We start from the raw sequence: 20,440 nt of genomic DNA on the forward strand, positions 1-20,440 counted from the left end.
TAATGCCTCCCTGTCGTTAGACTCGGTTCCACTGACGTTTCAAGTTCCCCATCAAGCGATCCATAAAATGACGCGGTTTCGGCGGTGTCCCGGTCAATGTCGTTAAAATCCGCTCTAACCGCCAACTGATATCACTTTTTCGGTCCAAATGGTAAAACGGGACTTGGGCGATGACCGCTCGTCTGACCGTGGCGTCATCTGGTAAATACCCGAGGAATCGAATCGATTTCTTTAAAAACTGCTCACACGCAACTTCCATTCGTTCAAAACATTGCAGCGCTTCCTCACCCGATTGGGCCCGATTGACGATGACGCCGAGCGGTAAGTCTGGGCTTTGTCGATGCACCAGCTTCGTATAGGCGTACCCATCCATGAGCGAGGTCGGTTCAGGCGTCAAGATGAGAAACATCTCATCACATCCTTCAATGAATTGAAGTGATGTGTCGGTCGCCCCGGCCCCCATGTCGAACAGGACATAATCGTATTCAGTGAGCACTTCGAGTTCACGCATAAAAAATTGCATATCGGCATGTGAGAATTGGACTAGTTCATCAAGTCCACTCCCCCCATGTAATATATCGACACCATGCACACCTTTCTGAACCGAGGCGGCCAGCGGAATTCGGGCTTTGACCGAATCCATCATCGTCCGTGATCTCGAGGCGTTCAACAAGATATGCACGTTCGCCATCCCGATGTCGAGATCGACGATTAACACGCGCTTCCCAAGCTCGACGAGGCCGATGGCCGTATTGACACAGACGTTCGTCTTGCCGACCCCGCCTTTCCCGCTCGCGAAAGCGATCGTCGTCGGTGGGGTCTCTGTTTTCGCCCTTAGACGTCTTGCTTGGTCCATTGGGTCCACCCTTCTTTCTCAAGCAACCGATCCGTCAGCCGGGAAGGGTCCCCGTTGACGAGGTCGTCAGGCACTTCTTGTCCATCCGTCAGCCAAGCGACCGGCAGCCCACTTTCGCGAACCATCCGATACATCGCATGGATGTCGCTCGTCTCGTCCGCTTTCGTGAAGATCAGCGACCCGAGCGGCAACGGCTCGAACTGACGATATATCATTTCCATGTCCCGCATCTTTGACGTCAAGCTGAGGACGAGCGAGAGACTCGTCTCCGAAAAGTCATGATGCCGCTCGAACTGCTCAACATACGCCTCGTCGCGGAAATTGCGGCCAGCCGTATCAATCAAAATGATGTCTTTTCGAGCGAACAGCTGCTTCGCCCGCTTGAAATCATCAAAATCGTAGGCGACCTCGACCGGGATGTCTAGAATCTCGGCGTACGTCTTCAACTGCTCGATGGCAGCGATTCGATACGTATCCGTCGTGATGAGGCCGACCGAGAGTCCATGCTCGAGCTTATAGTGGGCGGCTAGTTTCGCGAGCGTCGTCGTCTTGCCGACACCGGTCGGACCGACGAGCATCATGTACCGCTTCGGTTCCGGTACAGGCAAGAAAGAATTTTGGATTTGATCGCGGACGTAACGTTCGACGGCGTCGACCGATTTTGTCGTGTAATACAGTTCCTGAATCGCTTCGTCCCACGCTTCACCTTGAAACGATTCGGACGCGAGCAGCGCTTCGACGTGTGCCAATGGTGCCGGCAACCGTCTCGCTCCCGAGATTTCAGGCGCAGCATACGCGACGTTCCGTGGTTGCGGTTGACATTTTTGCGTTGCCTCAGGTTTCGTTGCCGCGACCGGCTTCGCAACCTTACGTGGTTTGACGGCGAGCGGCGCCTTCTCGAGCGCGGCGATGACCTCGACGTGTTGTGAGGAGAACAAGCCGAGCCATCCTTTCTTCACTTGGCGCGAATTCAAGATGACGGCGTCGTCGCCAAACTCTTGTTTGACTTTCGCCATCGCTTCCGCCATCGTCTTGCCTGTATATTTTTTGATTTGCACTTAAATCACCCCAATACTTTTCACTTCAATCGAGCTGAGCAGTTCGTTGTAGGCGAGGACCGGCACATCCGGATAATACCGTTCGAGCAATTGTCTCACGAACAGGCGGATCGTCGGCGAACAAAGAATGACGGCCGATGCCCCGTAGCGTTCGAACATCGACAGCTGCTCGCCCGAGCGTTCGATAATCTCGCGCGCTTGTTCCGGGTCGAGCGCCAAATAGTTGCCGAACTCCGTCTTTTGAACGGCGTCTTGAATCAGCTGTTCGGTCTGACCACCGAGGGTGACCACGTAGAGTGGTCCGTCGGGCGGACTGACTTGATCCGTCAATTGACGTGACAGACCTTGCCGGCAGTATTCTCCAAGAATGTCCGCGTCTTTCGTCACTTTCCCATAGTCGGCCATCGTCTCGAACAAGAGTGGCAAATTACGAATCGAGACGTGTTCTTTCAACAGATGACGGAGCACTTTTTGAATGTCGCCAATCGAAAGGACGGATGGTGTCACGTCTTCGACGAGAACCGGGTGTGTCTCTTTCAAGTGTTCGACGAGTTGTTTCGTCTCTTCACGGCCGAGCAGGTCGGCAGCGTGTTTCTTGAGCGTCTCCGTCAAATGTGTCGCCACGACAGATGGCGGATCGACGACGGTATACCCGCTCATTTCGGCGCGGGTGCGCGTCTCTTCATCAATCCATAGCGCCGGGAGACCGAATGCCGGCTCCGTCGTTTCAATCCCATATACTTCTGGATCTTCAATCCCAGGACTCATCGCCAAGTAATGATCGAGCAAGAGCTCGCCTTCAGCGACGACGTTCCCTTTCACTTTGATCCGATACGCGTTCGGTGATAGTTGCAGATGATCCCGAATCCGTACCGTCGGCAAGATGAACCCGAGTTCGAGTGCGAGTTGACGACGGATCATGACGACCCGGTCGAGCAAATCGCCTCCTTGCGATTCATCGGCGAGCGGAATGAGTCCGTAGCCGAATTCGAACTCGATGGCATCAATCTGTAACAGCGAGACGACCGTCTCGGTCGGTGCCGACGGTTCTTCTTCCGGTAAAGGTGTGTCGACGACCCGTTTCAAATTGCGACGCATCGTATAGGCGCCGTAGAACGTGGCGCCGGCAATGATGAGCGTCACGGGGAGCAGACTCGGCGAGATAATCCCGAGCATGATGACGACTGAGCCGGCGATATAGAGCAGTGTCGGGTTTTGACTGAGCTGATCGACGACGTCCTCGCCGAGGTTTCCATCTGAGACGGCACGCGTAACGATAATCCCGGTCGCCGTCGAGATGAGGAGCGCTGGAATTTGCCCGACGAGTCCGTCTCCGATTGTCATGAGTGAGAACTTCTGGAACGCCTCACCAACCGGCAGGCCCATGTCCACGACGCCGATGATAATCCCGAAAATCAAGTTGATGGCGACGATGATAATCCCGGCGATGGCATCCCCTTTGACAAATTTCGAGGCCCCATCCATCGATCCATAAAAGTCGGCTTCACTTTGAATCTTTTTCCGGCGGATTTGCGCGTCTTTATCATCAATCAATCCCGAGTTTAAATCGGCATCGATGGCCATCTGTTTACCCGGCATGGCATCGAGGGTGAAACGCGCCGACACTTCGGATACGCGTTCGGCCCCTTTCGTGATGACGACGAACTGGATAATGACGAGGATGAGGAAGACGACGAATCCGACGAGCACTTTCCCGCCGACGACGAAGTTTCCGAATGTGGCGATGACTTCTCCGCCGTATCCGGTCGATAAAATCGAACGTGTCGTCGACACGTTCAATCCGAGCCGGAACAACGTCACGATTAGCAAGAGTGACGGGAAGACCGAGAAGTCGAGTGCTTCACGCGCATTCATCGCGACGAGCAAAATCAGCAACGCAATCAAGATATTAACAATGATTAAAAAATCTAATATGAACCCCGGTAACGGGATGACTAGCATGACGACGATCATGAGAACGCCAATCAATACCGCCAAATCTTTAGCTTTTACAGCCAATACATACTCCTCCTCAAGACGGTTGTTTCAACTGATAGACGAATGCGAGCACTTCGGCAATCGCCTGATAAAACGACTCGTCAACGACTTCCCCGATATCCATTTGGGCGTACAGCGCCCGGGCCAACGGTTTGTTTTCGACAATCGGGATATCATGTTCTTTGGCCACGTCCCGGATATTGAAGGCGACGCGATCGACCCCTTTGGCGACGACGAGCGGCGCGAAGTCTTTCGTGTCGTCGTACCGGATGACGACGGCATAATGGGTCGGGTTGGTGATGACGACGTCCGCGTTCGGAATTTCTTGCATCATGCGGCGCATCGCCATCTCCCGTTGTTGTTGTTTGATTTTCGATTTGATGAGCGGGTCACCCTCACTATTCTTATACTCGTCTTTAATATCTTGCTTCGACATGCGAATCGATTTTTCAAAATCGAATCGTTGATAGAAGAAGTCGAGCAACGCGAGCGCGAGTAAGGCCACACTCACCCATAGTCCGAGTTCGATCGTGATATGGGCGAGCGCGATGACCGATTCACGGATATGTTCGACCGCCATGCGGGACAGTTCTTTTTGATTCTGCCAGAGCACGGCGACGGCAGTCGTCAGGATAATCAATAATTTGAATAAGGACTTTAAAAATTCGACGACCGCTTTCATACTGATAATCCGTTTGACCCCTTTAATCGGATCGATTCGTTCGAGTTTCGGTTGAATCGCTTCCGCCGAGAACAACGTCCCGATTTGAAGGTAGTTGATTAAAATCCCGAACACGACGGCGACCGCGAAGAACGGGCCTACGATCAGTCCGACCCGAAGCAACAAGTCGGTGAGCATGCCGGACAATCCGTTGGACAGATCGAACAGCAAGTAGCTCGGACCGAGCAACTCTTTCGTCACACTGAACAACTGTTTGCCGAGATACGGTCCTAAGAACGATAACATGAGAAACATCGCGAACAAGGCGAAGGCACCCGTCAAATCGGCTGACTTGGCCACTTGGCCTTTCTTGCGCGAATCCTCTCGTTTACGTGGTGTTGCTTTTTCGGTTTTTTCTCCTGCAAAAAATTGAAGATCGACCGATAAGGTATATAGAGGCTTCATGAGGCGTCTCCTAGCACAGTCATAAAATCACGTAACACTTCTTGTAGAATCGGGATGAATTGGCTGATGCCGTTCAAGGTCAAGCCCATCATGACGACCATGACCGAAAATCCCGCAATCAGCTTGAATGAAAATCCGATTGCAAAAATATTGAACTGCGGCGCCGATTTCGCCAAGAACCCGAGCGCCATGTCGACGAGCAAGAGCGACGCCATGAGCGGAAAGGCAAGCTGCAAGGCGACCATCATCGTCATCGTGACGACCTTGACGGCCATCATGAGTGACGCTTCGCTAAAGTCGATAATCGGCTGACCTGGCGGATAAATTTGAAAGCTATAATAGATGCCATCAATCAGCAACAGATGTAAGTTGCTCGACAGCATGATAAACAACGTAAAAATATAATAGAATCGACCAATCAGCGGCGACTGGCCTCCGAACATCGGGTCATAGGCCGATGCCATCGCGAGTCCGAGCTGTAAATCGATGACGCCACCCGCAATCTGAGGCGCAAAGAATAAAATGTTAATCAAAATACCGAGCACTAACCCGATCAACACCTCGTACAACACCTGTAAAATATAGGCTTGACCGAGATCGAGCGGCTCTGTCACCGTGAACATCGCATAATACGCTAAAAAGGCACTGAACGCGACGCGGTGCATGACCGGCAGTTGCCGGGATGAAAATAACGGGACGCTCACGAAGAAGCCGGAAAGACGGGCAAACGTCAATCCATAGAGACTGATGAAATCGACCGCGTTCATTTCGAGGCGACCTCGACCATCAGTTCAAAAATCAAACGGGTGAACCCTTCAATCTGTTGCAGCATCCAAGGCCCAAAGACGACGAGCCCGATAAAGACCGAGACGATCTTTGGGACGAACGATAGCGTCTGCTCTTGAATTTGTGTCGTCGCCTGTAAAATCGAAATGACGAGACCGACGACGAGCGAGATCAATAAGAGCGGCATCGAGATTTTCAATAACGTCCACACACTCTCCGTCGCCAAATAAATGACCATTTCCTGCGTCATATTCGTTCCTCCTACATACTTCTAAGCAAGGACTCCACAATCAAGTGCCATCCATCCACCAACACAAACAGTAACAATTTGAACGGCAATGCGATCATGACCGGCGGAAGCATCATCATCCCCATTGACATGAGGACACTCGCCACGACCATATCGATAATCAAAAATGGCAAGAAGATCATGAACCCGATTTGGAACGCCGTTTTTAACTCGCTAATCGCATAGGCCGGGACCATCGCGAGCAGCGGGACATCTTCGACCGACTCAGGTTGCTCATAGTTCCCATATTTAATAAATAATTGCAAATCCTCTTGGCGCGTATATTGGGCCATGAACCGCTTCATCGTATTCCCCGCCTCTTCGAACGCCTCGTCTTGGCTGATTTCGTCGTCCATATATGGCGACAACGCCTGATCATTCAACTCCGATAGCACAGGCGACATGACGAACAATGTGATGAACAGGGCGAGCCCGATAATCAGCTGGTTCGGCGGCGTCTGCTGCGTCCCGAGTGCCGGGCGGATGAACGAAAGCACGACGACGACCCGTGTGAAACAAGTCATCAAGATTAAAAACGATGGCGCGAGCGTGAGCAAGGTGAGCACGACCAACAATTTGATTGAGGTCGATGTACTATCTGGCGTCTCCAAGTTGATTAATTGTTCAATCGTCGTCATCGTTTCTTCCTCACTTCTTCAATCTGGGCCAACTGTTGTTTAAACGTGTCGAGGAAAGCCGACGAGTTCGACTGGTTCAAGGTCGGGGCATCGAGCGCCGCCTCGTCCATCGCTTCGGCATCAATCCGGTCAAGCAATTGAATTGAGTCGCCGACACCGAGCACGTACACTTGTTCACCGAGCTTGACGAGTTGCACCGAACGGTCTTTGCCGAGCGGGACACCACCGAGATGGGTCAAATGCTGAGCCGACTTCACGCCTTGTGTCCGTGCGTTCAACCATCGCACGAGGACGAGGAACCCACCGATGACGACGACCAGGCTCAAGATGAGCTTGATGGCCGTGCCGACCGATGAGACGGCCGATGTGACCGGTTCCTCTTTCGTGTCTGGTTGTTGCTGTTCGAACTGTTGGTCGACGGTGGCGGCCTCGACCGTGGCCGGGACGAATAACCCAGCCACGAGAAGGATAATCAACCACCACTTGTTCATTGTGCGACCGTTTTTGAGACTGCCTCGACGACGCGTTCAGCGTTGAACGGTTTGACGATAAAGTCTTTTGCTCCTGCTTGAATCGCATCGATGACCATCGCTTGTTGTCCCATCGCCGAACACATGATTACTTTCGCGTTCGAATCGAACCCGCGGATTTCCTTCAAGGCTGCCAAGCCGTCCATTTCTGGCATCGTGATGTCGAGCGTGACGAGATCGGGCATGAGCTCACGATATTTCGCGACTGCATCGACACCGTTCTCCGCTTCTCCGACGACTTCAAATCCATTCTTTGTCAAGATATCCTTAATCATCATGCGCATGAACGCCGCATCATCTACCACTAAAATTTTTGCACTCATTGTTCTTCCTCCTTAAACGATGCCAATCCGCTCGTGCGGTTGGATAATTTCTGTTACACGGACGCCGAAGTTCTCTTCGATGACGACGACTTCGCCGCGGGCGATCCGTTGTTGGTTCACATAAATATCGACCGGCTCACCGGCCAACTTGTCGAGTTCGATAATCGAACCTTGTGACAGCTCAAGTACTTCTCGGACCGAACGTTTCGTTCGTCCGAGTTCGACCGTCACGTTGAGCGGCACGTCATACAACAATCCCAGATTCGCTGGAATCGAGTCGTTAGTCGCCGGTGCGTGGAGCGGCATGAACTCGGCCTGGCTGACCGCGACTTCCGGTACCGACTTCGCTGCCGGACGAACCGGTTGTTGGGCGGCGGGAGCCGGTGCCTTCGGCGCTTCCTGCTTCGGCGCGGCCGGGGCAGCTGCCGGAGCTGGTGCGACAGGGGCTGGCGATGTGGCGGCCATCAGTTCGTTGACAAGTTGTTTCCCGAACTGGACCGGGGCGATTTGAACGATTTTCGAATCGATTAACGTACCGACCTTCAAGTTGAACTCGATTAAGACCATCGTCTCCCAAAGCTCGAGGCGGTCGATAATCGTCTGGTTCTTCGTCGCATCGAACACTTCGACGAGCGGTGGTGAAATATCAATCTTTTTCGAGAATACGGTCGACAATGATGTCGCTGCCGCACCCATCATTTGGTTCATCGCTTCTTGGACGGCTGAAAGACGAATTTCATCGAGTCCTTCCGGATCGACGCCAATCCCAGTTCCACCGAGCATCAAGTCTGAGATGATGGCGGCGTCTTCACGTGTCAATACGAGCACGTTCTCGCCTTTCAAGCCTTCCGTATAGCCGACTCGAAGTGCCACGTGCGGCGTCGGATAACGCTCACGGAGCGCATCGATTGTGACCTCACTGACGATTGGAGTCGTGATTTCTACTTTTTGTTGCAGTAACGTCGATAGCGCCGTCGCCGAGTTACCGAACGAGATATTTCCGATTTCCCCTAAGGCGTCGCTTTCCATCGAATCAAGATGTTCTTCAGGATTCGCCTCCGGTTTTGACGACTCGCTCGTCCCGCGCAATAACGCGTCTATTTCATCTTGTGACAACATCTCACTCATTGCTCTTCCTCCTTCACCCGGTGGAGCACTTGGACCGCCATCCGCTTCCCGCTCACACCGACTTGCCCTCTGAACACTTTATTTTCCCCTACCATGATCGATAACGGGTCTTTCACCAATTGATCGAGGGTCAAACAGTCCCCGACCTCTAAATGCAACAAGTCACCGAACGTGATCGTCGTCTCCCCGAGCAGGGACACGACCTCGACCGACGAGTTCATCAACTGGGCTTTGAGCGGTTCTTTGCTGTTCCCGCTCGCATTGCGGCGATTGGCCTCTTGCATCCAGTAATGACTCGACAGTTTCGATAACACCGGCTCAATCGTCACGAACGGTAAGCAGACGTTGATTGTCCCGCTCACTTCGCCGATGGTGACACCGATTGAGACGAGGACGACCGTCTCGTTTGGCGAGACGAGTTGGAGGAACTGGGGATTGACCTCGACCGCTGTCATCTCTGACTTGATCTCGGCAATCGATTCCCAGGCGTCTCCGTATCCTGCAAACGCTCGTTTATATAATTGCGTCAAGATGCGCATCTCGATTTCCGTGAAGCTCTCGACTTTTTCAATCTCGACCCCGGGACCGCCGAGTAGGCGATCGAGCATCGCGTACGAGATGTTCGGATTCACTTCGATGATGAAACGGCCGTTGAGCGGCGGCGCTTCAATCAAGTTGATCATCGTCATGCTCGGAATGGAATGAATGAATTCGTCATAAGGAAGCTGTTCGACCGAGTTGACCGTGAACTGGACGTACGTCCGGAGCTGGGCCGAGAAGAACGTGGTCAGCATCCGTGTGAAATGCTCATGAATCCGGGTCAAGCTTCGGATTTGGTCTTTCGAGAAGCGGACCGCCCGTTTAAAGTCATACTGCCGGACTTTCCGCTCTTCTTCCTGGGCCAAAAAGGAGTCGGCTTCGACGTCGCCACTGCTTAACGCCGATAGCAAGGCATCAATTTCTTGTTGAGATAAGACTTCTCCCATGATGCCACCTCACTGTATGATTTTCTTCGTCATGTAGACTCGTTGGACCTCGCCTGACTCCAACAGTCCGTTTAATTGTTTGCGGAGCGACTGCTCAAACTTCTGCATGTCTTCTTTCGTCGTGAGCTTCGCTTTCGTCATGCCGGCCAAATCGCCGAGGATGACGTTATGCACTTGGAACTTTCGAAGTTCGAGATCTTCTTTCGTCTCCGCAGCATCCGTCACGATTGTGAACTGGACGTTGATGAAACGCTCATCTTGGATGTTCGTCGTCATATCGTCCGTCGTGAAGCTGCGTTCGGCCAATTCTTCGGCGGTGACAGGTTTCGTCTTCGCCGTCACGTTGTCCCCGAACAAGTATTTATAAGTCATGAATCCGGCCCCGCCCATGACGAGCAGGACGACTAGCAGGATGAGCACCATCTTCATGGCGCCGCCTTTTTGTTTTTCTTCACTCATCTTCTTCACCTCGTATGCCTATCGTTCCAACCAGACCGACCGAGGCATAGAACGCCGTCGTCCGGTCGATGATTTGTTGTTTCGTCTCGCGGACGATATACGTCTTTCCGTTATACAAGTGAATGATCGTATCGGGCTCGGCTTTGACCGTCTCGATGAACAAGGCATTCAGCACAAGTTCTTCACCCCGGAGCGTCGTGACGCGAATCATCAGCGTTTCAAGTTGACGAGTTCTTGGAGAATCTCGTCCGATGTTGTGATGATTCGTGTGTTCGCTTGAAAACCACGCTGCGCGACAATCATTTCTGTGAACTCTTCCGACAAGTCGACGTTCGACATCTCGAGGGCACCCGAGACGAGTTCGCCACGTCCATCTTGTCCAGGGATACCAATGTTCGGCTCACCTGAGTTTTGCGATTGAATGAAGTTGTTCGCGCCGACTTTTGACAATCCGGCGTTGTTGGCGAACGTGACGACTTGGATTTGGCCGACGACTGTCGAAGCTCCGGCGTTATCGACGTAGCTGACTTGTCCGTCTTTCCCGATTGAGAGCGACTTCGCACCGGCAGGGATGTTAATTCGGTCTCCTGTCATGCTGAGGACATACGCACCGTCTCCGTTGACGAGGTCTCCTGTGTTATCCGTATAGAAGTTACCGGCCCGCGTGTATTGTGTCTGGCCGTTCACGTCCAAGGCGAAGAATCCTTCTCCTGAGATCCCGACATCAAGCGCTCTCCCTGAGTTTTGCATGGCGCCTTGGTTATAGACGTTATCGACGGTCGCCATCGTGCCCCCGAGACCGACTTCTTTCGGGTTGACCCCACCGCTGACACCGTTTGCCGCTGTCGCACTACCGACTTGCTGACTAACGAGGTCTTTGAACGTGACCCGGCCCTTTTTATAGCCGAACGTGTTGACGTTGGCGATGTTGTTCCCGACGACGTCAAGCTTCGATTGGAAGTTCTTTAAACCACTGATTCCTGAGTACATTGCTCTTAACATGATGAATCCTCCTATGCTTGTTTGATGGAAGTGATGTTGTACACGTTGACGGACGTTCCGTCTTCAAGGTCGGCCACATAGCCGGCTTCGGTCTTCGAAATCGAGAGAACACGTCCCGAGCCTTTAATCGTCTCGGTTTCCGTTTCGTTTGTATAAGCGACCGTTTGCCCGATCATATTGCTGAACTCCGAAATCGAGGCCATTTGTCGATCGACGAGCGCGGAATCGAGTTGTTTCGAAATCGTCTGCATCTGTTCGAGAGAAGAGAACTGAGCCATCTGAGAGATGAACTCACGGTCTTCCATCGGTGACATCGGGTCTTGGTTGGCGAGTTGGGCGAGCAACAGTTTCAAGAACATGCTTTGATCGTATTGGTTCGTCGCTTTCGGCATCGATTGATCCGGTAGCGTATAGTCATTCGTCTTCGGCTGGATTGTCGTCATCGTCAGGGTCTCCTTTCGGTTGTTCATGGTGTTCCGGTTCAGGTTGGTCGAACTCATTGAAGCTCGAGTTTTTCGTCTCTAGCGCTTGTTGGGTCAAGTTGACCTCGACGCGGACGTTCGGGTTCGCGGGCTGGAGCGTCTGTTGCAACTGTCCTAGTTGTGATTGCAATAACTGCTTCGCCTCTTGGTTACTCGCAAACAGCTTGACGACGAGTTCTCCGTTCTGCCGTTCGAGTTTGACGACGAGTTCCCCTAACTGCTCCGGATAAAGACGGACCGTGAACACTTTCGACCCATCGGCCCCGCTCTTGAACGGTGCCCGGTGCAAGGCCGCTTCGATGCGGGCCTGCATGTTCTCAGGTAATGAGCCTTTCGAGGCGTACATCACCATCTCAGAGTCGATATTCGGTTTCGACCACGTCATGCTTTTCGGCATCCAGTCGGTTTCTTTGATCGGCTGTTGCATCTGTGCGGGTTGCGTTTCAGTTTGCGTCACACCGGGTAAAGATTTTGGGGTCTGTCCGAGCGTCCCTTTAAACTGCGCAACGACTTGCTGGATGATGCGCACGTTCTCCTCTACTTGATCGACCGGCACCGTTTGGACGAGTGTGTCCGTTTCTTTCTTCGTGAGCGTAAACGAGAGCGTCGGCGCCGCCGCTTGGCTTGTGATCAGTGCAGGGATTGCGTCCGGGGCCTTGGCCGTTGCAGGTTCCGGGGCGACTTGATTCAAAATTCCGATATAGGCATCCATGAACTTGCGATACGCATCGGCCGGCAACGACTTCAACCATTGCAGGCTATCCGGCTGTTGCAGCCACTGCTCTAACCGATTCGATACGTTCTCGAGCGGGAGCGATGCTTCGTCTTCCGGAACAGCCATAGCTTCAGGCGACGCGGTCGGCGTCGTTCCGAGCATGGCCGAGAGCAATTCTAAAAACTGTCCGGTCGGGGTCGCACTCGCGTCCCCGCCTTTTTGTGGTGCCCCTTGCATCGATTGGGCCAGTAAGGCGATATTCATCATCATGTCCTCCTTTCCAGTCACTGGAGCAACTGGGTGACGACGGCGGCCTGTTGGGCATCCATCCGTCCCAATATGTCGGCTTGTTGCTTCGGCGACAATTCCTTCAATAGGTTCGCTACTTGCGGACTCTCGAGTTCGTTCATGATGGCAGCGGCTTGTTTCGCTGACATCTCCTCATAGACACGAGACACGTCCGAGGTTTCTTCTTCGACCGCACTGGCCGTCGCCAATTCGGCGACGAGTCGGTCACGTTCCTGAATCAACTTCGAGACTTCTTCTTGTCTAGCCTTCACTTCGTTCGTCAACTCGGCGTTATCGGCCCGAAGCTTCTCAATCTCGGCATTCGCCACTTTCAAGCGATTCGCGGCATCAGTATCCACACCGGTCACGTTCACGTTCGTCTTCACTTTTTCTTCCGGCTCTTGTTTTGAACCGGTCTCTAGAAACGGGACCGATAACAACGGACGGTCCATCGCATAGTTCATGACGACAATCCCTCCAACGAGTAGAAAGATGGCCGGGACGAGAACGAGCGCGACCAATAGCTGTCTGCCTCGCTTCGTGTTGTCTTTTTCCATCGGTTTACTTCCCTTTCCCGTGATGAATCACTGCCAACTCATCGATGAAATGCTGTTCGATAAGCTTTGTCGCGGCCACTTCATCTTGACTGACTTTTTCATGCAACGTTACATATTTCTTTTCCTCGACGACTTTTCCGAGCAGACGTTCCTGCGACAAATGGTAGCGGTTACGCGCCTGCTGGACGACGAGTTGTTGTGTCTCGATTTGGCGTTTCAACCGTTCGCGTGTCTGTTCACGGTATTGCGACATGAGCAAATCAATGACGCCAGCTTGTTCGTCTTGACTCTTCATGAGCGACTCGTACGTCAACACGAGCCGATACAGCGTCTCCATCTCTGTCTCGAACCGCGCTTTATGTTGTCTCATCTCCGTCGCCGACTCTTCTTTCTCGTGTTCTGCGATCGGCATGATGCGCTCTAACAATAATCTGTTCATCGTTCACCTCGCACGATTTGGGCCAGGCGCTCTAACGATTCCTCGAGCGGGGCCTCTTCTTCGATGGATTGCTTTAAAAACGTCAACAAGTTCGGATACTGCTCGATGGCGGTATCGATGGCCGGGTTCGTCCCTTTTTTATAAGCACCGATATTGATTAAGTCTTCGGCATCCAAATACGTGGCCAGCCACCCCCGGAACGTCTGCGCGACCTCCCGATGCATCGGCGTGGCAATTTGGTTCATGACGCGGCTGATCGACTTCAAGACGTGTATCGCCGGGAACTGCCCACGGTTCGCGAGCGAGCGGTCCATGACGAAGTGTCCGTCTAAAATCCCGCGTACCGCATCCGCAATCGGCTCGTTCATATCGTCCCCGTCGACGAGGACGGTATAGAACGCCGTAATCGATCCTGTCACGGCGGTCCCGCTTCGTTCTAACAGTTGCGGCAACATCGCGAAGACGGAAGGCGTATACCCTTTAGACGTCGGTGGTTCCCCTGTGGCGAGTCCGATTTCCCGTTGCGCCATGGCGAACCGGGTCACCGAATCCATCATGAGGACGACTTCTTTGCCTTGGTCGCGGAAGTATTCGGCGATGGCTGTCGCCGTATAAGCTCCTTTCAACCGCACGAGCGGAGGTTGGTCGCTCGTCGCCACGATGACGACCGAGCGGGCCATCCCTTCTGGTCCGAGTTCTTTCTCGATGAACTCTTTCACTTCTCGGCCACGCTCTCCGATTAAGGCGATGACGTTGATGTCGGCCGATGATCGTTTGGCGATCATGCCGAGCAATGTCGACTTCCCGACGCCGGAACCTGCGAACAATCCGACCCGCTGTCCTTTCCCGACCGTCAAGAGACCGTCGATGACGCGAACGCCTGTCGAGAGGACGTCTAAAATGCGGGGCCGCTCAAGCGGGTTCGGCGGCTTACGAAGCACGTCGTAACGTGCGCCAGGCATTGCACCCTCACCGGACAAAGGACGGCCGAGACCGTCGAGCACTTGGCCAATCAACTCGTCGCCGACCGGCACTTGAAGCATCCGGCCTGTTCCTTTGACCATACATCCCGGTGCGATTTGGGTCGTTTCGCCGTAAGGCATGAGGAGGACGCGTGCCTCATTGAATCCGACAACTTCGGCTTCGACGTGTTGACCGGATGGTAGCTCGATCAAACAACGTTCTCCGATAAAAGCACTCGGTCCATTCGACTCGATCATCAGACCGACTACCCGACAGACGCGTCCGACTTTTCGAACGTACTCGTCATCGGGCGAGGACACAATCGACTCGAGCACGCGGTCAATAAGCGCCATCGGCCAGGACCTCCTCGATTTTGGAACGTACGCGATCAAAGCTATAGCTCAAATCGAGCTCATCCCCGTGATGAGGGGTCTCAATCCTTACGCTCGTCTCATCCAAGCCTGCATCCGCCCGGTATTTGATGCCCGGGCCGTCTGGAATGACCCAGTCCGCTTCAAAGCGTTGGATCGAGGCGAGTCGCGTTGGATGGACGTACACCGTCAATGATTCCGCATCGAGTTGACGGAGCAACTGTTCACGGACACGATCGGCGAACAACGCCTCATCGTTTCGGACGAGTTCTGTCGTCACGCGAGCGCTGACCTCGACGGCGAGGGCGACGAGCTGTTGCTCGGCGTCCCGCCATTTCGTGTCAAACAACTGCTCGAGTTCGACGCTGACCGTGTTTAAGCGGGTCGTCAATTCCTCATACTCGGCCTTGCCGTCCCGTCTTCCTTGCTCAAAGCCTGCGTCGTAGCCTTCTTGTCTAGCCGACACGAGCACTTCTTCCCGTAAGTCGGCGAGTTCTTGTTCCATCGCCGTGCGGCGCGCTTCGAGTGTGGCTGCTTGCTCGTCTAGTTTCGCACGCGTTTGGGCCAACCGCTCCCGCTCTTCATCCTGGTGTAGCATACTCACCGGCTCGAGGAACGGCTTTGAATCAATCCGTTGCGGCTCGAGTGGTGTCGCATAGTGGCGTTTGATTACGTTAGACAACGATGTCATCTCCTCCACCGCGGCTAATCACGATTTCTCCGACGTCTTCTAGGCGACGGATGATGCCGACGATACGGCTTTGTGCCTCTTCGACGTCACGCAACCGGACAGGCCCCATGAATTCCATGTCTTCTTTGAACGTTTCGACCATTCGTTGCGACATGTTTTTGAAGATGATCTGTTTGACTTCGTCGGACGAGACTTTGAGGGCGAGCAAGAGATCGTCGTTCGCCACTTCGCGGATAATCCGCTGAATCGCCCGTGAATCGAGTGTAACGATATCCTCGAAGACGAACATCCGTTTTTTGATTTCTTCGGCCAATTCCGGGTCTTCGATTTCAAGCGCATCGAGAATCGTGCGCTCGGTCGTACGGTCGACGCCGTTGAGCACTTCGACGACCGCCTCGATGCCACCAGACTGGGCATAATCTTGCATATCCGTTTGGGACAAGTTCTTCTCGAGAATCTGTTCAATCTCATGAATCACGTCCGGGTTGAGTCGGTCCATCGTCGCGATCCGCTTGGCGACTTCCGACTGAATCTCAGGCGGGAGCTCAGACAAAATTTGTCCTGACTTGACCGGTTCGAGATGCGCCAAAATCAAGGCGATCGTTTGCGGATGCTCGTTTTGGATAAAGTTCAACAGCTGTTTCGGGTCGGCCTTGCGGGCGAACTCGAACGGTCGGACTTGATGCGTCGAGGTGAGGCGGTGGATAAGGGCCATCGCCTTCTCTTCTCCGACCGCTTTCTCGAGCACCGTTTTCGCGAATCCGATGCCCCCTTGCGTGATATAGCTCTGCGCCATGGCGAGCTCGTGGAACTCGCCCATGATGGCTTCTTTTTGTTCGGATGATACTTTTTTCAACGCCGAAATTTGTAGCGTCAATTGCTCCATCTCTTCTTCGGACAGATGCTTGTAGACGCTTGCTGCCACTTCAGGTCCAAGCGAGATCATGAGCATGGCCGCTTTTTCTCGGTTCGGTTGTTTGGCGTAATTCACAGTACTCACTCCTCAGACATCCATGTACGGAGAAGTTTGGCGAACTCTTCAGGGTTGCTCTCTGCCAATTTCTCCAACTGTTTCTTCTTGACGGCCCCTTCGCCCCGTTCTTCGAGGTCGAGGTCCGGCACTTCGTCTTCATATGGGACTTCCCACTCGTTCGACTCGGCGACTGGTTCGCGGTTGCGCTTGCGCATCGCGAAGAACAAGAGCGCGAGCAAGACGACGGCACCGGCTGCGGCGGCATACATCCACCATTGGGTCGGTTGTTCGACCACGGCCGCTTCTTCCGTTTCTGCGAACGGACGTGAGACGACGACGACTTTCTGTTCAAGTTCCGCCTCAGTGAGTGCCTCTCCGGTCTTGGCGAGTGACGTCCGGATAATCGAGTACATCATCGTCTCGAGGTCACCCTCGAGTTGAGGGTCGATTGTCGTCGCCCCGTTCGGTGGTTCGACGATCAATTGGACGCCGAGGTCACGAATCGAGTACGGTGCGTTCTGAATCTGTTTCGTGATTCGGTTGACTTCATAATTGATGATTTCATGATTCTTTTCGCTCTCTTCTTCCCCAGTGCCCGTGGCGGCCGGGAAATTGACCGTATCGTTCTCGGCCGTCCCGGCAGCAGTCGCTGCGCCGGTTCCGCCTGTATACGCTTCAGCAATCCGCTCGGCCGAGGTGACGATGCCTTCCATGCTGTCCTCATTGACAGGTGTCACGAGGTTTTGCTCTTCAGCCGCTTGCGTCGTGTCGATATCGGCCGTGACCGAGACGAGCACGCTTCGTTCGCCGAGCAACACCGACAACATTTGTTGAATCTGTTGACGGACATCTTTCTCGACTTGGCGTTTCAAGACGAGCGGGTCGGTCGATGATCCACCGGCCGTCGTCGTCTGGTCTAAATCGTAATACGTGAAATATTGGTCCATGACCGATATGTTTTCAGGTTTCAAGTTCGGTACGCTCTTACTGATTAAATGATAGAGCCCTTTCACCGTCGCCGGCTCGAGATTCGTACCAGCTCCTAAATTTAAGACGATGGAGGCCGTCGGTTCACCTTGATCTTCGGCCAAGAAGACCGATTTCTCTGGAATCGAGATGATGACTTTCGCCTGGTTGATCCCTTCGATTTGCGTGATCAACCGTTCGAGCTCGGTCTGCATCGCGCTCCGTTCGATGACGGCCATCTCACGGTCCGTCGTTCCGAAGCCAGCGTTCTCGCTAAAGAAGCTATAATCGATTGCACCCGACTTCGGGATGCCTGCTGCCGCCAGACTGACTTTCAGTTGGTCGACTTGCTCACTCGGTACGTATACACTGACACCGTTCGAAGTCGCTTTAATCTCAGCCTTTACTCCGTCGGCCGTCAACTGTTCCGTCACCTCGCCCGCTTCTTGAGCGGACAGGTTCGTATAGAGCGGGGCCATGTTCGGGCGCGACAGCCAGACGGTCAAGAGCACCGCGACAAGAATCACGCCGACGATGACGAGACCCCAAATGATTTTTCGGTTCGTTTTCATCGTTTGAAGCGAACCGGTCAGTGAACCGAATCGTTCTTTTAACTTTTCATTCATCGCTACTCGTCATCCTCTACTTTAAACTTGCATTCGCATCATTTCTTGATAGGCCTCGACCGCTTTGTTCCGCACCTCTATGGCGAGTTGCATCGCAATCGATGACTCTTCGCTTTGAATCATGACTTGATGTAAATCGGCTTTCCCGACGGCGAGATCGGCTCGGGCCGAGCTCGTCGCTTGTTGGACGTCATTTAATGAGCGCATCGCCTCGTTCAAATACGTTCCGAACTGGGATGGCGTCTCTTTCACGGCCGGTGCGACTGTGGGTTGTGTGCCAATCAATTGAATGGGGTTAATCTGCATCCTCGATCACTCCTTATCCTTTACCAATTTCCATCGCTTTGACGAGCATCGCCTTCGTGGCGTTCATCGCGGCGATGTTCGCCTCGTACGACCGTGTCGCTCCCATCAAATCGACCATTTCTTTCAACAGGTCGACGTTTGGCATCTGGACATAGCCCCGGTCATCCGAATCAGGATGGCTCGGGTCATAGACGAGCTTGTACGGGCTCTCATCTTCCACAATCTGTGAGACTTCGACCCCGCCGCTGACAGCGGACAGCTGTTGGCGAAACGGTGCTTCCTGCATCACGGTCATCTTTCGCGTGTACGGTTGCCACTCCCCGTCGACTAACTTGCCGCGTGTCGTCTGGGCGTTCGCGATGTTCGCGGACACCGTGTCCATCCGTAACCGTTGCGACGTCAGTGCCGTCGCCGAGATATGAAAACTATCAAACATGCCCATCGTCAACGCCCTCCTCTAATGACGGTTTTGAGTCCGCCGAGCCGGCGGTTCAACTGTTCCATCATCGCTTCGTATTGGAGCTGGTTCCGTGCCAACTCGCTCATCTCGTAATCGAGATCAACGTTATTGCCGTCACTTCGCATCGCGCCTCCGGCCCGGTCCGTGATCGTCGTCGCCGAGCGCTCACTCGGACGACCGCCTGCCAGCTTGAGACGCATCTCGTTGTTCAGCGTCTGTTCAAACACGGCCTGCTTCGCCCGGAAGTTCGGGGTATCGATATTCGATAGGTTATGGCTGATGACTTTTTGATTTACGACCGAATGATTGATCGCTTGCTTCATTAATTGATAGTCGCTACCGATCCAGTTCATGCGTTTCACTCGCTTTCACTAAAAGAATGCATGTATATACCTTATTTGGAAAATCCACTATTTCATTGAAACAAATCTGTAACAGTGTTGAAAGATATTTTTATTAAAACAGGTAAATGCTGTCTTCTGTTTTTGTCGAATTTACGACGAATTCTGAAAATAATTACTTTTGCACTAAAAAAAGTCGCTCCCATTACGTCGGGAGCGACTTTGTAAGTCTAAAGTCCTAATTCGATAGACTTTCTAGTATTCATCAGTTGAATCTAGTTTATTTCAATTCGATTTCAACTTTTGTAATTCGAACAAGAAGTTGTCATTCAGTATCTTAATATACGTTCCTTTCATACCGAGAGAACGTGACTCGATGACACCCGCACTTTCCAATTTACGGAGTGCGTTAACGATGACCGAACGAGTGATTCCCACACGGTCGGCAATTTTGGAAGCAACTAGTAAACCTTCGTTGCCACCAAGCTCTTCGAAGATGTGCTCGATCGCTTCAAGCTCAGAATACGAGAGCGAGTTGATCGCCATTTGGACGACCGCTTTTTTACGGGCTGACGCCTCCGCTTCGGCCGCTTTCTCACGAAGAATCTCCATCCCTACGACGGTCGCGCTATATTCGGCCAAGACGAGGTCATCTTCCGTGAACTCGTTGTTGAGCCGACCGAGCACGAGTGTACCGAGACGCTCGCCACCACCGATGATTGGAACGATCGTCGTCATCGAGTCGAGGAACAACTCACGGTTCTCGACCGGGAACGCCGTATACTCACTGTCGATGCCGATATTTTCCGTCGTCTCTTTGACGTTGAACAAGTTTGAGGCGTATGGCTCCGGGAATTGACGGTCGACCAAGAACGCCTTCATGCGTTCGTTCTCGATTTGTTGTTTGATGGCAAAGCCGAGCAAACGGCCCCGACGACTGACGATGAACGTGTTTGCTTCGAGTACTTCGCGCATCTTATCCGCCATTTCTTTAAAGTCTACGTGCGCGCTTGCCTCTTGTTGAAGCATCGTGTTCAATTGGCGTGTTTTGTCTAGTAAGTTCATAATTCTTATTTTCCTCCC

Annotated in this window: 26 protein-coding genes; all 26 read right to left on the reverse strand. The window is 53.1% G+C overall.

Features of this window, described 5'->3' with window-relative positions; genetic code table 11:
• Window positions 1–16: 16 nt before the first annotated feature.
• Complete coding sequence (locus tag ACZ2GZ_RS09185) at window positions 17–856, reverse strand: MinD/ParA family protein (protein ID WP_021067139.1); 840 nt, start codon at window positions 854–856, stop codon at window positions 17–19.
• Window positions 835–1,914 (reverse strand): flagellar biosynthesis protein FlhF, encoded by a 1,080-nt coding sequence (locus tag ACZ2GZ_RS09190; RefSeq protein WP_214713789.1) that lies wholly within the window; start codon window positions 1,912–1,914, stop codon window positions 835–837. Before ACZ2GZ_RS09190 ends, ACZ2GZ_RS09185 begins: the two co-directional genes overlap by 22 nt.
• On the reverse strand, window positions 1,915–3,933 hold the full coding sequence (gene flhA, locus ACZ2GZ_RS09195) for a flagellar biosynthesis protein FlhA (RefSeq protein WP_214713791.1): 2,019 nt from the start codon (window positions 3,931–3,933) through the stop codon (window positions 1,915–1,917).
• Window positions 3,934–3,946: 13 nt separating this feature from the next.
• Window positions 3,947–5,038, reverse strand: coding sequence for a flagellar biosynthesis protein FlhB (flhB, locus tag ACZ2GZ_RS09200; protein ID WP_021067136.1), 1,092 nt, complete (start codon window positions 5,036–5,038; stop codon window positions 3,947–3,949).
• Complete coding sequence (gene fliR / locus ACZ2GZ_RS09205; RefSeq protein ID WP_021067135.1) at window positions 5,035–5,805, reverse strand: flagellar biosynthetic protein FliR; 771 nt, start codon at window positions 5,803–5,805, stop codon at window positions 5,035–5,037. Before fliR ends, flhB begins: the two co-directional genes overlap by 4 nt.
• Window positions 5,802–6,074 (reverse strand): flagellar biosynthesis protein FliQ, encoded by a 273-nt coding sequence (gene fliQ / locus ACZ2GZ_RS09210; RefSeq protein ID WP_021067134.1) that lies wholly within the window; start codon window positions 6,072–6,074, stop codon window positions 5,802–5,804. Before fliQ ends, fliR begins: the two co-directional genes overlap by 4 nt.
• Before the next feature lie 11 nt (window positions 6,075–6,085).
• Window positions 6,086–6,751 carry a flagellar type III secretion system pore protein FliP gene (gene fliP, locus ACZ2GZ_RS09215; RefSeq protein ID WP_021067133.1) on the reverse strand — a complete coding sequence of 222 codons (666 nt, stop codon included), beginning with the start codon at window positions 6,749–6,751 and terminating at the stop codon, window positions 6,086–6,088.
• Window positions 6,748–7,242 carry a flagellar biosynthetic protein FliO gene (locus ACZ2GZ_RS09220; protein WP_021067132.1) on the reverse strand — a complete coding sequence of 165 codons (495 nt, stop codon included), beginning with the start codon at window positions 7,240–7,242 and terminating at the stop codon, window positions 6,748–6,750. The genes fliP and ACZ2GZ_RS09220 overlap by 4 nt, the downstream gene beginning before the upstream one ends.
• Entirely contained in the window at window positions 7,239–7,604 is a 366-nt protein-coding gene (locus ACZ2GZ_RS09225; RefSeq protein WP_021067131.1) for a response regulator, read from the reverse strand. Before ACZ2GZ_RS09225 ends, ACZ2GZ_RS09220 begins: the two co-directional genes overlap by 4 nt.
• A gap of 12 nt (window positions 7,605–7,616) precedes the next feature.
• On the reverse strand, window positions 7,617–8,732 hold the full coding sequence (gene fliY / locus ACZ2GZ_RS09230) for a flagellar motor switch phosphatase FliY (protein WP_029595697.1): 1,116 nt from the start codon (window positions 8,730–8,732) through the stop codon (window positions 7,617–7,619).
• Window positions 8,729–9,718: a flagellar motor switch protein FliM gene (fliM, locus tag ACZ2GZ_RS09235; protein ID WP_021067129.1), complete on the reverse strand. Its 990-nt coding sequence runs from the start codon at window positions 9,716–9,718 to the stop codon at window positions 8,729–8,731. The genes fliY and fliM overlap by 4 nt, the downstream gene beginning before the upstream one ends.
• A gap of 9 nt (window positions 9,719–9,727) precedes the next feature.
• Window positions 9,728–10,177, reverse strand: a complete 450-nt coding sequence (locus tag ACZ2GZ_RS09240) for a flagellar basal body-associated FliL family protein (RefSeq protein WP_021067128.1) — start codon at window positions 10,175–10,177, stop codon at window positions 9,728–9,730.
• The gene (locus ACZ2GZ_RS09245; RefSeq protein ID WP_021067127.1) at window positions 10,170–10,388 is read right to left on the reverse strand and encodes a flagellar FlbD family protein; all 219 of its coding nucleotides are present in this window, start codon (window positions 10,386–10,388) and stop codon (window positions 10,170–10,172) included. The genes ACZ2GZ_RS09240 and ACZ2GZ_RS09245 overlap by 8 nt, the downstream gene beginning before the upstream one ends.
• A complete protein-coding gene (gene flgG / locus ACZ2GZ_RS09250) occupies window positions 10,388–11,179 on the reverse strand; it encodes a flagellar basal body rod protein FlgG (protein WP_021067126.1) in 792 nt (263 codons plus the stop codon). The genes ACZ2GZ_RS09245 and flgG overlap by 1 nt, the downstream gene beginning before the upstream one ends.
• Before the next feature lie 11 nt (window positions 11,180–11,190).
• The gene (locus ACZ2GZ_RS09255; RefSeq protein ID WP_021067125.1) at window positions 11,191–11,622 is read right to left on the reverse strand and encodes a flagellar hook capping FlgD N-terminal domain-containing protein; all 432 of its coding nucleotides are present in this window, start codon (window positions 11,620–11,622) and stop codon (window positions 11,191–11,193) included.
• Window positions 11,594–12,640, reverse strand: coding sequence for a flagellar hook-length control protein FliK (locus ACZ2GZ_RS09260; protein WP_470295187.1), 1,047 nt, complete (start codon window positions 12,638–12,640; stop codon window positions 11,594–11,596). Before ACZ2GZ_RS09260 ends, ACZ2GZ_RS09255 begins: the two co-directional genes overlap by 29 nt.
• A 20-nt stretch (window positions 12,641–12,660) precedes the next feature.
• The gene (locus tag ACZ2GZ_RS09265; protein ID WP_021067123.1) at window positions 12,661–13,221 is read right to left on the reverse strand and encodes a MotE family protein; all 561 of its coding nucleotides are present in this window, start codon (window positions 13,219–13,221) and stop codon (window positions 12,661–12,663) included.
• A 4-nt stretch (window positions 13,222–13,225) separates the two neighbouring features.
• Complete coding sequence (locus ACZ2GZ_RS09270) at window positions 13,226–13,660, reverse strand: flagellar FliJ family protein (protein WP_021067122.1); 435 nt, start codon at window positions 13,658–13,660, stop codon at window positions 13,226–13,228.
• Complete coding sequence (gene fliI / locus ACZ2GZ_RS09275; protein WP_021067121.1) at window positions 13,657–14,976, reverse strand: flagellar protein export ATPase FliI; 1,320 nt, start codon at window positions 14,974–14,976, stop codon at window positions 13,657–13,659. Before fliI ends, ACZ2GZ_RS09270 begins: the two co-directional genes overlap by 4 nt.
• On the reverse strand, window positions 14,963–15,685 hold the full coding sequence (locus ACZ2GZ_RS09280) for a FliH/SctL family protein (RefSeq protein WP_214713793.1): 723 nt from the start codon (window positions 15,683–15,685) through the stop codon (window positions 14,963–14,965). Before ACZ2GZ_RS09280 ends, fliI begins: the two co-directional genes overlap by 14 nt.
• Window positions 15,669–16,676, reverse strand: a complete 1,008-nt coding sequence (gene fliG, locus ACZ2GZ_RS09285; RefSeq protein WP_470295188.1) for a flagellar motor switch protein FliG — start codon at window positions 16,674–16,676, stop codon at window positions 15,669–15,671. The genes ACZ2GZ_RS09280 and fliG overlap by 17 nt, the downstream gene beginning before the upstream one ends.
• 5 nt (window positions 16,677–16,681) lie before the next feature.
• Window positions 16,682–18,250: a flagellar basal-body MS-ring/collar protein FliF gene (gene fliF, locus ACZ2GZ_RS09290; protein ID WP_021067118.1), complete on the reverse strand. Its 1,569-nt coding sequence runs from the start codon at window positions 18,248–18,250 to the stop codon at window positions 16,682–16,684.
• Window positions 18,251–18,271: 21 nt separating this feature from the next.
• Window positions 18,272–18,556 carry a flagellar hook-basal body complex protein FliE gene (fliE, locus tag ACZ2GZ_RS09295; RefSeq protein WP_021067117.1) on the reverse strand — a complete coding sequence of 95 codons (285 nt, stop codon included), beginning with the start codon at window positions 18,554–18,556 and terminating at the stop codon, window positions 18,272–18,274.
• A gap of 13 nt (window positions 18,557–18,569) precedes the next feature.
• On the reverse strand, window positions 18,570–18,998 hold the full coding sequence (gene flgC, locus ACZ2GZ_RS09300; protein WP_021067116.1) for a flagellar basal body rod protein FlgC: 429 nt from the start codon (window positions 18,996–18,998) through the stop codon (window positions 18,570–18,572).
• A gap of 2 nt (window positions 18,999–19,000) precedes the next feature.
• On the reverse strand, window positions 19,001–19,369 hold the full coding sequence (gene flgB, locus ACZ2GZ_RS09305) for a flagellar basal body rod protein FlgB (protein WP_021067115.1): 369 nt from the start codon (window positions 19,367–19,369) through the stop codon (window positions 19,001–19,003).
• 273 nt (window positions 19,370–19,642) lie between these two features.
• Window positions 19,643–20,422 carry a GTP-sensing pleiotropic transcriptional regulator CodY gene (codY, locus tag ACZ2GZ_RS09310; protein ID WP_016508279.1) on the reverse strand — a complete coding sequence of 260 codons (780 nt, stop codon included), beginning with the start codon at window positions 20,420–20,422 and terminating at the stop codon, window positions 19,643–19,645.
• Window positions 20,423–20,440: the final 18 nt, after the last annotated feature.

It is taken from the genome of Exiguobacterium sp. KKT215, assembly GCF_055635335.1.

What these genes read in the sequence shown, in the direction of transcription:
- ACZ2GZ_RS09185 (WP_021067139.1), bottom strand. Translation starts at nt 856, where the DNA reads ATGGACCAAGCAAGACGTCTAAGGGCGAAAACAGAGACCCCACCGACG.
- flhB (WP_021067136.1), bottom strand. Translation starts at nt 5,038, where the DNA reads ATGAAGCCTCTATATACCTTATCGGTCGATCTTCAATTTTTTGCAGGA.
- fliR (WP_021067135.1), bottom strand. Translation starts at nt 5,805, where the DNA reads ATGAACGCGGTCGATTTCATCAGTCTCTATGGATTGACGTTTGCCCGT.
- fliQ (WP_021067134.1), bottom strand. Translation starts at nt 6,074, where the DNA reads ATGACGCAGGAAATGGTCATTTATTTGGCGACGGAGAGTGTGTGGACG.
- fliP (WP_021067133.1), bottom strand. Translation starts at nt 6,751, where the DNA reads ATGACGACGATTGAACAATTAATCAACTTGGAGACGCCAGATAGTACA.
- ACZ2GZ_RS09220 (WP_021067132.1), bottom strand. Translation starts at nt 7,242, where the DNA reads ATGAACAAGTGGTGGTTGATTATCCTTCTCGTGGCTGGGTTATTCGTC.
- ACZ2GZ_RS09225 (WP_021067131.1), bottom strand. Translation starts at nt 7,604, where the DNA reads ATGAGTGCAAAAATTTTAGTGGTAGATGATGCGGCGTTCATGCGCATG.
- fliY (WP_029595697.1), bottom strand. Translation starts at nt 8,732, where the DNA reads ATGAGTGAGATGTTGTCACAAGATGAAATAGACGCGTTATTGCGCGGG.
- fliM (WP_021067129.1), bottom strand. Translation starts at nt 9,718, where the DNA reads ATGGGAGAAGTCTTATCTCAACAAGAAATTGATGCCTTGCTATCGGCG.
- ACZ2GZ_RS09240 (WP_021067128.1), bottom strand. Translation starts at nt 10,177, where the DNA reads ATGAGTGAAGAAAAACAAAAAGGCGGCGCCATGAAGATGGTGCTCATC.
- ACZ2GZ_RS09245 (WP_021067127.1), bottom strand. Translation starts at nt 10,388, where the DNA reads ATGATTCGCGTCACGACGCTCCGGGGTGAAGAACTTGTGCTGAATGCC.
- flgG (WP_021067126.1), bottom strand. Translation starts at nt 11,179, where the DNA reads ATGTTAAGAGCAATGTACTCAGGAATCAGTGGTTTAAAGAACTTCCAA.
- ACZ2GZ_RS09255 (WP_021067125.1), bottom strand. Translation starts at nt 11,622, where the DNA reads ATGACGACAATCCAGCCGAAGACGAATGACTATACGCTACCGGATCAA.
- ACZ2GZ_RS09260 (WP_470295187.1), bottom strand. Translation starts at nt 12,640, where the DNA reads ATGAATATCGCCTTACTGGCCCAATCGATGCAAGGGGCACCACAAAAA.
- ACZ2GZ_RS09265 (WP_021067123.1), bottom strand. Translation starts at nt 13,221, where the DNA reads ATGGAAAAAGACAACACGAAGCGAGGCAGACAGCTATTGGTCGCGCTC.
- ACZ2GZ_RS09270 (WP_021067122.1), bottom strand. Translation starts at nt 13,660, where the DNA reads ATGAACAGATTATTGTTAGAGCGCATCATGCCGATCGCAGAACACGAG.
- fliI (WP_021067121.1), bottom strand. Translation starts at nt 14,976, where the DNA reads ATGGCGCTTATTGACCGCGTGCTCGAGTCGATTGTGTCCTCGCCCGAT.
- ACZ2GZ_RS09280 (WP_214713793.1), bottom strand. Translation starts at nt 15,685, where the DNA reads ATGACATCGTTGTCTAACGTAATCAAACGCCACTATGCGACACCACTC.
- fliF (WP_021067118.1), bottom strand. Translation starts at nt 18,250, where the DNA reads ATGAATGAAAAGTTAAAAGAACGATTCGGTTCACTGACCGGTTCGCTT.
- fliE (WP_021067117.1), bottom strand. Translation starts at nt 18,556, where the DNA reads ATGCAGATTAACCCCATTCAATTGATTGGCACACAACCCACAGTCGCA.
- flgC (WP_021067116.1), bottom strand. Translation starts at nt 18,998, where the DNA reads ATGGGCATGTTTGATAGTTTTCATATCTCGGCGACGGCACTGACGTCG.
- flgB (WP_021067115.1), bottom strand. Translation starts at nt 19,369, where the DNA reads ATGAACTGGATCGGTAGCGACTATCAATTAATGAAGCAAGCGATCAAT.
- codY (WP_016508279.1), bottom strand. Translation starts at nt 20,422, where the DNA reads ATGAACTTACTAGACAAAACACGCCAATTGAACACGATGCTTCAACAA.